Source organism: Serratia entomophila (assembly GCF_021462285.1).
In the GTDB taxonomy this organism is placed as follows: domain Bacteria; phylum Pseudomonadota; class Gammaproteobacteria; order Enterobacterales; family Enterobacteriaceae; genus Serratia; species Serratia entomophila.
This window is the reverse complement of the sequence record NZ_CP082787.1, coordinates 4,231,366-4,243,802: the sequence shown is the minus strand read 5'-3', so window position 1 is coordinate 4,243,802 and position 12,437 is coordinate 4,231,366. Positions and strand designations below refer to the sequence as shown.

At 49.6% G+C, this 12,437-nt stretch carries 8 protein-coding genes and 2 pseudogenes; 6 read left to right on the top strand and 4 right to left on the bottom strand.

Going from position 1 to position 12,437, the window contains the following annotated elements:
* Positions 1–63: 63 nt before the first annotated feature.
* From KHA73_RS20385 to KHA73_RS20370, 4 genes and pseudogenes are all read left to right on the top strand, one after another.
* On the top strand, positions 64–729 hold the full coding sequence (locus KHA73_RS20385) for a LuxR C-terminal-related transcriptional regulator (RefSeq protein WP_234586313.1): 666 nt from the start codon (positions 64–66) through the stop codon (positions 727–729).
* Positions 730–1,443: 714 nt separating this feature from the next.
* Positions 1,444–3,237: a glycoside hydrolase family 3 protein gene (locus KHA73_RS20380; protein WP_234586311.1), complete on the top strand. Its 1,794-nt coding sequence runs from the start codon at positions 1,444–1,446 to the stop codon at positions 3,235–3,237.
* 80 nt (positions 3,238–3,317) lie between these two features.
* Positions 3,318–4,589: a glycoside hydrolase family 10 protein gene (locus tag KHA73_RS20375; RefSeq protein ID WP_234586310.1), complete on the top strand. Its 1,272-nt coding sequence runs from the start codon at positions 3,318–3,320 to the stop codon at positions 4,587–4,589.
* 1 nt (position 4,590) lies between these two features.
* A pseudogene (locus tag KHA73_RS20370) lies at positions 4,591–4,780 on the top strand (IS3 family transposase); the annotation flags it as partial.
* A 97-nt stretch (positions 4,781–4,877) separates the two neighbouring features.
* Here the strand turns inward: KHA73_RS20370 and KHA73_RS20365 are convergent.
* Together KHA73_RS20365 and KHA73_RS20360 are read right to left on the bottom strand one after the other, a co-directional pair.
* Complete coding sequence (locus tag KHA73_RS20365; protein ID WP_234586309.1) at positions 4,878–6,374, bottom strand: aldehyde dehydrogenase family protein; 1,497 nt, start codon at positions 6,372–6,374, stop codon at positions 4,878–4,880.
* A gap of 399 nt (positions 6,375–6,773) precedes the next feature.
* Entirely contained in the window at positions 6,774–7,439 is a 666-nt protein-coding gene (locus tag KHA73_RS20360; protein ID WP_234586308.1) for a DUF3313 domain-containing protein, read from the bottom strand.
* A 232-nt stretch (positions 7,440–7,671) separates the two neighbouring features.
* Here KHA73_RS20360 and KHA73_RS20355 point away from each other — a divergent pair, with 232 nt between their 5' ends.
* Positions 7,672–8,295, top strand: coding sequence for a TetR/AcrR family transcriptional regulator (locus KHA73_RS20355; protein ID WP_234586307.1), 624 nt, complete (start codon positions 7,672–7,674; stop codon positions 8,293–8,295).
* 223 nt (positions 8,296–8,518) lie between these two features.
* On the opposite strand, the gene KHA73_RS20350 is transcribed toward KHA73_RS20355, so the two are convergent.
* Positions 8,519–9,373 (bottom strand): alpha/beta fold hydrolase, encoded by an 855-nt coding sequence (locus KHA73_RS20350; protein WP_234586306.1) that lies wholly within the window; start codon positions 9,371–9,373, stop codon positions 8,519–8,521.
* 33 nt (positions 9,374–9,406) lie between these two features.
* Entirely contained in the window at positions 9,407–10,540 is a 1,134-nt protein-coding gene (gene dinB / locus KHA73_RS20345) for a DNA polymerase IV (RefSeq protein ID WP_234586305.1), read from the bottom strand.
* A 374-nt stretch (positions 10,541–10,914) separates the two neighbouring features.
* Between dinB and KHA73_RS24675 the strand changes: the two are divergent.
* Positions 10,915–12,429, top strand: a pseudogene (locus KHA73_RS24675) (condensation domain-containing protein); the annotation flags it as partial.
* Positions 12,430–12,437: the final 8 nt, after the last annotated feature.

Sequence of the window (12,437 nt, the reverse complement as noted above, 5' to 3'; positions counted from 1 at the left end):
GAATTTGCAGGGATGAGTAAAGGGCAAGAAATCCCAAGGGAAATACTACAAAGGGATCGGTATATGAATAGAGTCTATCGTAGTCTTGTTTTAAAAAACAAAACTGTAGAGAGCATAGCCGTGCTGGAACCTTTTCCCTACGTATCTAACGTATTGGTTGATATGTTTTTAGGGATCCCTGAGGTAACGGCTATTTTCGATACGCAAAAAATAGAAACATTACAAGAGGTGGTGGATAGAAAGGCCATAAATATGGTTTTTATGGATCTTGTCGATATCGATAACGATCCTATCGCCGGGCTGTCTTTCATTACCAAAAACGCGTTGCTGTGGCAAAGCGTTGATTTGGTGGTGTTTACATCAATCACTAATGCTTACATTCTGGAGTTTGCCAGAAAGGTTGGCGCCGTTGCCATTTTGTCTAAGCGAGATGGCATGGAAAGGATCGTCGATAAGATAAAAACGATATTTTCCAGACGTTCATTCTATTACCCAAAAGAATGGGCTTTCTATGGCGACGTCAATAACATGAATTTTACCCGCAGTGAGTCGGCGATAATTTATTTTTTGTGCCACGGGAAAAGCATGAGTGAAATATCAGAAATTATGGGGATATCCTATAAAACGGCACATACTCATAAGAGTAACATTATGAACAAGTTAGGCGTGAAAGGGCTGTTTAACCTGCATAAGGTTATTCGCGCCATCAGATTCTCTGAGGGGCAATAGAAAGGTTTTAACATTTAATAAAAATAGAGAAGAGTCATTTTTTGCATAAATTTTCAAGTTGTTTCCGCTGCTGCCCGTAAGGGCGGAGCCGGTAAAATGTAATGAGAGGAAGTAATGGAAAAAGTTTTATTGATCGCCGCCTGCGGTCTGATTGTTGTCTCCGTTTTCGCGCTTTTTCGACACTTCAAAGGGAGAGGGTCGCTAGAAAGAAGACGCCGATAATTTAACGCTTTGTCTGACAAGCAATTGCCCCGTTATTACGGGGCTTTTTCGTTGTGCGGCCTGCCATCTGGGCGCCGTGCCCAGGGCAGGCCATTCGCGGTAGCTGACCTGCAGGGCGGGGAGCGTTGCCGACTGATGGCCAATTGTTGCGTATCCACCGCGGCCTGTGCGGCAACTGCCGGTTTAATCTGCGGCTCTATCAACGGCAAAAATGCGTCTGCGCCTCCGCTTTCAGGCTGTTTCTCCTCAGCCTGAATCGCCGGCGAGCACGACAGCGGCGGTGATAAAAGGGCGGTAAGACAATGGCATGCGAATTCAGTCACCTGAAAAGAGAAGATGTTAGCCTCTCATGAACGGCCCTGCGCAAGGGAAAATTTCTGTGCCGAAGGGCATTCCGCGTTGTCTGAAACATGGCACGGTCAAAATGACGATGACGGCGGTGGTTTTCGGGATAGTTTGGTTGCCTGTCTGCAACCGGAAAGGAGAGTCGCAATGGATATTAAACATAAGCTCAGCGCCATGACGTTAGAAGAGAAGATCGGCCAGAAGATCATGCTGGATTTTCGCTACTGGGATCCTGCAGGGCAGAGCAATCTGGACATGGTGAAGCCCGATGACGAGATCGGCAAAATTATCGGTGATAACCACATCGGCGGCGTGATCCTGTTCGCCAATAACCTGAAGGATAAGGCGCAGATAAAGGCGCTGACCGCCTGGTATGCTTCGATGGAAACCTGCGGAAATATCCGCTTATTTATTGGCACGGACAATGAAGGCGGAAACGTTTTCCGCCTGCCGCGTGAGGATTACGCCTCTTTCCCGGGCAATATGGCCCTGGCTGCGGCCGTTGAAGGCGGCGCCGATCTGCAGCTCGCCGCTGAGCAGGGGCGCCAAATGGCGCATGACCTGCTTGCGTTGCACATCAACACCAACTTTGCGCCGGTGGTCGATGTCAACAGCAACCCGTTCAACCCGGTGATCAACGTGCGCGGGTTCAGCGACGACGCAGGAACGGTGGCCAGGCTGGCGGAGCAGGTCACCGCCGGCATGCACCATCAGGGGGTGATTACCGCCTATAAACACTTCCCGGGCCACGGCAGCACCGCGACGGATTCGCACAGCGCCTTGCCGCGCGTCGATCGCTCCCGGGAAGAGGCGTTCGCCATCGATATCGCCCCTTACAAGCACGCCATAGACAGCCACCGCGCGCCGGATATGATCATGACGGCGCACATTCAGTATCCTGCACTCGATGACAGTCTGGTTGGTACCCTCAGCGGTGAAGAGATCACGGTGCCTGCGACCATGTCCCGGCAGATCCAGACCAGGCTCTTGCGGGAACAGCTGAATTTCTCCGGCGTGACTATTTCCGACGCATTGGATATGGGCGCCATCGCCGAGCATTTCAGCCAGGGTGAAGCGCTTGAGCGGGTGTTCGGCGCCGGGGTGGATATCGCGCTGATGCCCATTAGCCTTTCCGCCCCCGCGCAACAGGGGCGCCTGGCTGAGTTGATCTCCGCCATTGCGGGTAAAGTGAGGGCCGGGGCGATTCGTGAAGCGGATATCGACAGCTCCGTGGAGCGGATTTTGCGGCTGAAGCAGCGTTATCACCTGTTGGGCGATGGCAAGATGAGGCCGCCGGTTCCGGCGTCCGGCTGCCTGCAGCCGGAAAAACAGATTGCGGACCGTTCGATTACGCTGGTCGCCAATCAGCAGGCCACGCTGCCGTTGAGGGACAAAACGCAGCGCTATTTCATCCTGACGCCGTGGGGTGAGCAAGCCAAAGGCATCGCCGCCGCGATGGCGCAGGCGGGCTACCGTCACCTGGTAGCGGCGAAGGAAACGGATCTGAGCGAGGCTGAAATCAGGGCCAATATCGCCAACTGCGACGTGTTCCTGTTCGGCACGCTGTCCACCAGCTTTACCCCGGCGGAAACGGATGGCGTCGCCGGCGGCGCGGCGAGCGAGAGCGCCGGCGACAACCCGTATCTCGGCCGATTGGATTATGCCGCCGGCCTGGGGAAAAAGCGGGTGCATCTGTCGCTGCGCGCGCCTTATGACATCGTCAGCTATCTTGGCAAGGTTGACGCCGCCGTTGCCGTCTATGCCTACTACGGTTATGACAACGGCGTCTGGCGTGGGCACTCGATGATTTCTCTGGCTGAAGTGCTGATGGGCCAACGGGCGCCGCACGGCAAGCTGCCGGTCAATATTTGGCATGACTACGATGTGAATACCAACAGCGGCACCGTCGCTTTTCCTCGCGGATTCGGGCTGAGCTGGTAAGGTGACGCGGGGAGGGGGATAAAAGACCCCCCGCGGTTACCCTATGAGCCGACAGGATTGCCTGGGCTAAGGAGAAAGGGATGTCGGGATACCGGCGGATTTTGCTGTTGATATGCGCTGCGTGGCTGTTGGCGGGCTGTGAGCATGAACGCCTCGCCGAGAAAACGCCGGCGCCGGAAATCACGGAAGCGCCGATGCGCGGCGTGTGGCTGACCACGGTGCTGGGGCTGGATTGGCCTCCGCGCACCGCTTTGGCGGCAGAGACCGATGAGGAAAGGGTCCGTCTGCAAAAAAAAGCGTTGACGGACAAGCTGGACAACCTGGTGAAAATTGGCGCCAATACGGTGTTTTTTCAGGTTAAACCTGACGGCACCGCCTTTTATCGTTCCGCCATTCTGCCATGGTCGGCGCTGTTGTCCGGCAAAATCGGCAAGGATCCGGGGTACGACCCGCTGGCGTTTGCCATTGCCGAGGCGCATAAAAGGGGGCTTAAGCTGCATGCGTGGCTGAATCCATATCGCGTCTCCATGGATACCCGGCCAACGACGGTAGAGCAGCTCAACGCCACTATCGAGGCTGCGCCGGCCAGCGTGTATGTGGTGCACCATGACTGGATACGCACCGCCAGCGATCGCTTCGTGCTCGATCCGGGCGTGCCGGAAGCGCGCAATTGGATTGCCGGCGTGGTGAGCGAACTGGTGCGCAACTATTCCCTTGATGGCGTGCAGTTTGATGACTACTTCTATTATGAAACGGCGGCCTCGCGGCTTGACGATGACGCGACCTATCGCCGATACGGGCGGGGTTTCCCGAACAAAGGCGACTGGCGCAGAAACAATACCCTGCTGTTGATACAACAGGTCTCGGCCGCCGTCAGGTCGCTGAAGCCGGGGGTCGCATTTGGCGTCAGCCCGGCCGGGGTGTGGCGCAATGCGGCGGACGATCCGCAAGGGTCCGCCACCCGGGCCGGCGCGCCTTCTTATGATACGGCGTATGCCGATACCCGGCAGTGGGTGCAATTGGGGCTGCTGGATTACATCGCGCCCCAGCTGTACTGGCCGTTTGCCCGTGAGGTCGCTCGCTACGATGTACTGGCGAAATGGTGGGCGGAAACGGTACGGGAAACCCCTACCCATCTGTACATTGGCATGGCCTGGTACAAAGTGGGCGTGGCTGCGGCGGCGGAGCCGGACTGGGCGCGGGAAGGCGGGGTGCCCGAAATCAAGAGGCAGCTGGACATGAACGACGTGCTGCCGGAAATCGGCGGAACCATTCTGTTCCGCGAGGCGTTTCTCGATCGGCCGCAGACGCAACAGGCGGTGCAGTATTTGAAAAGCCGCTGGCGCGAGTAGCCGTCTCAAACAGATGTCTGCCGACCGGAGGCTTGAAAACCGGGCACTGAAAGACGTCATCGAAAAAAGCGTTAAAACCAGCGATAAAACGGAGGCTCCTCAGCTATCTGACGGCACAGTTTGCCATGAGCCTCCGCCAGGTTTGCGGGACGTTATCGTTGAGCCGGATGGTGTGTTTTTATCGCCCGGATTTCAGGTGACCCATCTCTGACTGAACTGGCAGAACGCTATCCGCTTTCGATACTGCCAGTGCACCTTCCGGTTAAATCGAAGCCGCATCACATCAACTTATGTCAGTGCAAAATTGATGTGTATGTTTTTTTCCCTGGTAAAGGCCAAAAGCTCACCTAAACATTCTTCTCGGCCAATTCCAGACTGTTTCACGCCACCAAAAGGCGCACCAAGAAAATGCTTGGCCACATCATTTACCCACACAAATCCTGCTTCAACATCCTGAGCCAATTGATTGGCGTCTTGCAGGCTGTCAGTCCATATTGAGCAAGTTAGCCCAAGATCCAGCTGGTTCACTTGTTGAATAAGTTTGCTCTTATCATCCCATTTTATGATGGACAACACGGGGCCAAAAATTTCTTCACGAGCAATCTCCATATCCATAGTTACATCAGCAAATACAGTCGCCTCAAAAAAATAGCCGTTCTTTAACGATTCATTTGCGGGCCTTAAGCCTCCCGCAATAAGCCGCGCTCCAGCGAGCTTTGCCTGCGCAACATAAGATTCTACGCGGCTTAGCTGGGCCTGAGAAATCAATGCCCCCATAGTGGTTTCAGGATCTGAGGGTATACCGGGTTTAAATCGAGTAATTCGTGATGCAACCTTCTCAATAACATCCTCATATATATCACTATGAATGTATGCCCGGCTTGTTGAACCACATGATTGCCCGCACCACTCGAAATTCATGCCACGTATCACGGCATCGGCAACGTGATCCGGATTAGTGTCAGGTAAGGCTATGAGGGCATTTTTCCCGCCTAACTCAAGGAGCACCGGCTTTATCGTTTCCGCGGCGGCGCGCATTACCGCCCGCCCCGTCGGTATGCTTCCGACTAAGGTGATCATTGAGACGCCTGGATGTTGTGAGAGTGCGGCGCCAACGGCTTTCCCTCCCGTCACCACATTGAAGACCCCTGGTGGCAGCAGCTCGTCGAAGAGCTCAGCCAGTCTCAGCGCCGAGAGCGGGCTTTGTTCAGATGGTTTAATGATAACGGCATTTCCCGCCGCCAACGGTGCAGCTATTTTTCCCGCACAAGTCAGGAGTGGGTGGTTGAAGGGAATTATTCGCGCGACAACCCCATAGGGTTCCCGTATCGAAAAATTAACGGCCCCTGGCCCCATTGGGATTGAACTTCCCTTCATCTCGGTTACCAGGCCCGCGAAAAAGTCCAGCAGTTCTGCCGCTGCGGCCACATCCCCATATAGCATCCGCACCGGATTCCCACAGTCAATAGCATCAAGCAACGCCAACTCGTGTAAATTGCTGCGGATGATAGAAGCCATTTTTCGAAGTACTTTTGCTCTTTCGAGCGGCTTGACTTGACGCCACTGCTGGAATCCATCTCTGGCGACGTCAACAACCAAGGGGACATCGCGTTCGTCAGCTTCTGCAACCTTGCACAACTCAGTTCCAGTGCCTGGACTATTCACTGCTCTGAATTCACCGCCGATGGGAGCATGCCAATTTCCGCCATAATATAGAGTACGGAAACGGGGCAACACGTCCTGCCAAGCGGTCGCTGCCGATTGCATATTATATTCATCTGTCATAATAAATTATTCCTATGTAACCCTTATGCGGCAACAATAAGACCGTACCGTTACATTGGATGCTTATTGCATGCCCGCATAGGTTATTTTACGTGGGTTTTATTTTTCATGTGCGCTGAAAATATTTTCTGTTTTTACAAAATCAATAGGATAACAAACACAAGAAATGAAATATCTACGATTGCAAATATTGCTATAAATTGCCCCATTTTCATCATGCCTCCTTTCCATTGCGTTCAACCACATGTTTGCTGAGCGCTAAGGTATGATATTCAACCGCTTCCGTTATAGAGTCGTGTAAAATGCTTGGCTCACTAAGTGATCTATTGGCCGGCTCTGATAAAATCTCATCTGGCAATAAGGGAGTAATTCAGTTTCACCATGGCACATTGAGCAGAATTATTTCAACATATCGACCAGCTCTTCCGCACCTTTGTCAATTCCCACTTCAGCCGCATTGAGTGAGCCGATACTTGCACCGATATTCATGGCATTCGGATACTGTTTGGCCACGTAGGCGTTAAGCAGGCTGTGGTTAGAAGCGTCATAGAGTTCCACAACGTAATCGACGGAGCCGTTGAATAGTCCTTCCTCACCACGGATGGATTGCACAATATTGTAAGGCCCCCCAACCAGAGGATCTAACTTAGTGATAGTCCCGATAAAAGACGTCGTCGTATCAGCGCCTGTCAGCGTCAGTTTTAACCGGATAGTGCCGGCTATCGGTGTACTGACCTCTCGGAAGTGTGGACGCAAACTTTCGCTGAACTTGTTATACATATAAGCCGCCAGTAACTTGCGCTCTTCCGGTGAGAGATCGCCAAACTGGTGATCGAATCCTTGATAGATAACAACGGGTTCGATAATGATATTGGTGTATTTGCTCCAGTCTACTGGCGGGGCATAGCGGTAGGGAATGCGATTGGATTTATCATCAGTGTTGGGAGTGAGCCGCGATGATGAATCAATGTTAGCATACCGTACCGGTGGCGTTTCAGCACAACCGGCCAGAATAATGGCAGGTACCACTACAACCAAGAGAAGAGCGTTGGCGTAATTAGACATTTAAGACTCCCGAGATATTCAACTTAATCATTTGTTTTAATTGAAATAAAAGTAGTCTTGATGATCTGCTTAACAAGGTTTTGCTTTAGTTGGATGATGGCGCACACATTACGGTGTGGTCATAAATCACCCAAAACAGTACCAGGTGGTACCATTATTCGCTGCAATTTTACCGCATGTCAAGAGAAAGCGTCTTTTCATGCAATGATTGCTTTAACGGTAAGGTAAGTTGATGAAAGTACGCACTAAAGCACGCCGCGACGCTATCGTCGAAGAGGCTGCATTGCTTTTTCAAGAAATGGGTTATGAACGAGCGTCAATGAATGAACTGGTCAAACGGGTTGGAGGATCGAAAGCGACGCTTTATCGTTATTTTCCTTCTAAGGAAGCGCTATTTGTTGCTGTTGTTCGTGAACATGCGACTCGGCACCTCACTGAGGCCGCCGAAGGGCTAATGATTGATGGACAAACCTTCACGCTGGAGCAGACTTTGATGCGTTTTGCCGAGCGAAAGCTGCAGGTTGTTGCCAATGATAACAGTGCAATCGCTGTTTATCGGATGGTGGTTGCTGAGGCCGGTAATTCTGATATCGGTACTCTGTTTTATGATGCGGGAATACGAGAAAGCGTAGAAAAATTATCGGAGCTGATGGCGGCAGCGATGGAGCGTAAGGAACTGCACCTGGCCGATCCGCGCCTTAGAGCCTTGCAGTTTTTGTCGCTATTAACCGCAGAGATCGATATGCGCGTGTTCCAACGTCAATTAAATCCGATAAGTTTGCCGCGAGTCCAGGAAATGGTTTGCCAGGCGGTTCAAATGTTTTTGGATGGTGCTGCATTCAGAAACAAGGGTTGAAAAACGGGGTTGGACTGACGCCACAGTTATCTCGGCGGCGTCAGTCCGGAAGCATTTTGGCAGGCCTGGTCGTGAGGGCAGGAAATGCCTACGGGGGGGAGGGGCAGTCCAAACCTGTAAAAGGCTGTATGCTGAGTCTTACCTAATGATCATTCTCTGTGGAGAGCATTCTTTGTCTTTTGAGGGGACCAATGACCATTGTATTGGCATTGGTCATTATCGATTAGATAAAGTTTAAGATCGCATGTGCCGTCTGTTGTGGATTATCGAGCATGACCGCATGCCCTGCTCGCTCTATAATGCTTATATTGGCATTCGGCAAATCTCTCGCCATCTTATTTGCAATTTGACTGGATAATACAGCCGAAAATCCACCGCGGATGATTAACGTAGGTATGCTGATCTGCGGCAGAGCGTCCCATATTTTTTCGTCCTGCAAAGGATTGATGTATCCTTCCTGATCTGACAGCTGAAACATTTTATGCTTAAATGCGGGGTCTGTTTTATTGGTGTAATAGCCATTCTTTTGCGTGAAGCTATGCTGGCAAAAATTATATAATAAAGATTGATGAGACAGGGGATAGATGCTCTGCATATAGGTATAACAGCTTTGGATGTTTGGGAAGTTTTCTGGCTGGCTTCGGCTGTCTGATTGCAGTTTTTCGATGATATTTTTTCCAATCTCGGGAGCCATGTCTATGAGAACTAACTTTTTGACGTATTTCGGATATTCGGCTGTGTAGTAAGTGGCGATCCTTCCCCCCAGAGAGTGGCCGATCATGATAAAGTCAGAGAGTGACAGGTAAGCTCTAACTTGTTCTATATCGTTGATGAGGGTGCTTAACGTATAGCTATTGCTGTTGGCCCAATCAGACTCTCCATGCCCTCTGATATCAATGGCGTAAACACGAAAGCTTTCACTCAATTCTGTTGCGATAGTATCCCAGATATGCGTGTTATTATCTAATCCATGGATAAGCAGGCAAGCCGGTGCCGCATGTTTCCCCCAAGAGGTCACGTTGATACATGTCCCACAGGAGAGTTTAATTTTTTCATGATGTTGCGTTTCCCTAATCATAACGATCCTATCTGTGGTCAGTTAATGTGTTTTTTATTGCGTTGAGAAAAGTTCTAATTGACTGTCAATGCTTTCATCAAATTTTATTCCAATGCCGATGAGCCGTATCGGCTTTTTAACATCATGATACATGGAGAGCAGTTGAGCCTTGAGTGTTTCAGCAGTTTCTTTATTAATGATTCTATTGGTTATAAGCGTGTCGGATTCATGTGAGGGAATTCCAATGGCTCGGGTGAGTGTCTCAAAATCGTTAAATCTTATTTTTACCGATACATGTGATATTCGGCGATGCCAAAAATGAAAGTCATCCAGCTCAGTCAGCCTTAGATTGTAGTTTGATACTAATCCATCGATTTCTCTGGTTATTTCTGCATTGTCTGAAATGGGATCATAGAAGGTCTTTTCTATTCCAAACGATTTCCGTTGGCTTTTTTCCTTAACGACGGCATTGGATACGCCATGGCACGCTTCTAAAAGTTTTAATGCAGTGCGTTTGCCAAAGAGATTAATGAGCTCGGTGATGTCCCGCTCAACAACATCGCCGCAGGTTGATAACCCGATTTTTTTGAGTTTCTCATAACCGACTTTGCCCACACCGGGTATTTTAATCAATGGTAGGGGTTTCATAAAATCATCCCGCATGCCCGGCGTAATAACGAAAAGCCCGTTTGGTTTATTCCAGTCACTGGCTATTTTTGCGAGCATCTTATTAAACGATACGCCGGCGCTGGCCGTTAATTTTAATGTTTCAAAAATATCGTTTTTTATGCTTTGTGCAATCAGCGTTGCCGAACCATTGTGCAATTTGCTATCGGTAACATCAATATATGCTTCATCAAGTGAAATGAGCTGTATTTTTTCTGAATACTTACGATAAATAGAACTGAGCTGATTGGATATCAATTTGTATTTAGCGAAGTCCGGGTGAATCAGCACAAGTTCAGGGCAGAGCTTAAAAGCTTCATACGTTGATTGTGCGGCCCGAACACCGAACTCTCTGGCTTTGTAGTTACTGGTGCAGAGAATGCCTTGGGTTTTCGTTGGGCCACCGATGGCGATGGGAAGCTCTCTTAGCGCCGGATTATCCCTCATCTCCACCTGAGCATAAAAACAATCCATATCGATGTGAATGATTTTGAACCTGCGCTGTTTGAAGTTAAGCATCATCCTGAATCGCTTTAGCTAGCATTAATTGCTCTTATGAAAATTCCCACTCCAATATAAGAGATGTGAATCTATCTGTCTACATATGTTAAGACTTGGTTATGGGTTTTTCCTTTTAAACTAAGTGGTTACATGAGGTTGAGGATTATCCTAAAAAAAACACGCCAACAAAAAAAATTATAAAAATCATTTAATTAGGGATTTTTTGTCACGGGATTGGCGATTTTTAAGCTGAGTGGGATTGTTTTCAACGATTTGCAGGCATTATTACGTTTTGGAATATTTTATGAGATTTTACTTTAAATTTACATTAGCGGAGTGTAATCCTAAAAAAGGATAAGTAACTCTAAATTGTTAACGTACCTCCAGGAAGCCCCATGAAGACGATGGAAAAAGTCAGCAAAATCTCACCTATCGACATGCTTGCCCAGGTTTTAGACATCCCTCTCTCCGAGTTAACCAGAACGACATCAACCCTGTTTGGCGTGCTTGGCGTTGACTCGTTAACGGCTACGCGGGTGCGCGGCATGCTCAACCCGATGCCCTCATACCAGGAGCTATATGGCTTAACCGTTGGACAAGTTATTGAAAAGATGGGGGCGTCGTTTTATGAGGCTGATAACGGTGCGGCGGCCTGGCACCGGGAACGGAATTTTTCTGATGAGATAGCGCCGCTGACCCCAATGCAGGAGTCCTATATTCTGGGGGCAGAACAAGATTGCTCATGCCAGGTATATAGCGAATTTGATGTCGAAAATCTTGATGTGGACGCTTTTAAAAGCGCCGTAACGTCTGTTATTGATGATGAACCGATGTTGCATGCGGTTATTGTAAACGGTAATCAGCAAAAATTGGTTGACCGCCATGCAAAGCGCCATGAGTTCTCACTGCCTGTCGATAATGTCACTGACTTGGATTTGCGCCGCTCAGAATGCATTAACGCGGTGAAATATACCGAAGAGGTGTTCTGGGGCATTCAATTAACGCAAATCAGCGCCAAGGTGACTCGCATTCACATTATGCTGGATATGTTGTTTATTGATGCAACCAGCGCGATGATATTATGCCAGCGAGTAATTGAAAGATATAACTCATCGATTGATGGCGTTGAATTTACCGCGAAAGAGCTTCCACCATTAAGATTCTTTGATTATTGCAACGCGGGAGCTAACGGGAGCGTATCACAGGACTCGTTGGCATATTGGGAGAGAAAGGTTGAAACTATTCCCGGGCCGCCGCAAATACCGCGAATTAAATATGAAGTCAGTCAGCAGGCAAAATTTGAGCGATGCGCCGCTACGTTGGACTGCGACAACTGGGAAAAAATAAAAGATATCGCCAGCCATTTTCAGATTACGCCAAATTCGATTTTATTATCGGCGTTCGCTGAAGTGCTTCGACTGTATTCGGAGAATCCTGAGTTCACGATTACCGTAACGATGTCAGAGCGCCCGGTTGCGATAAATAACGATTATTCCGGCGTTGTCGGGGAGTTTACCAACGTCTTGTTGTGCCCGGTCTCGTCCGAGGCCGGCCAAGGGATTGTTGAACAGGCGGCAAGCTTCCATCACTCGCTGTCGGCAGGGCTGGAGCACAGCGATATTAATGGGCTTGATGTTATTCGAATGCTGCGTAAGCATCACAATGACCCGCATCTGACTTTCCCGGTGGTCTTTACTTCATTTATCGGAATTATTAAACCCGGATTAGAATTAACGGGCTGTAAAACACAACTTCATTACCAGCAGACGCAAACGCCGCAGATCTCTTTGGATCATCAGGTTTATGAAACGGATAATGGCCTGCAAATTAATTGGGATTATGATGGGCGGGTGCATCAGGGCGAGCAGATTGCCGAAATGCTCCGTTGTTTCCATTGCGTATTGGAAAATGTCGCGCT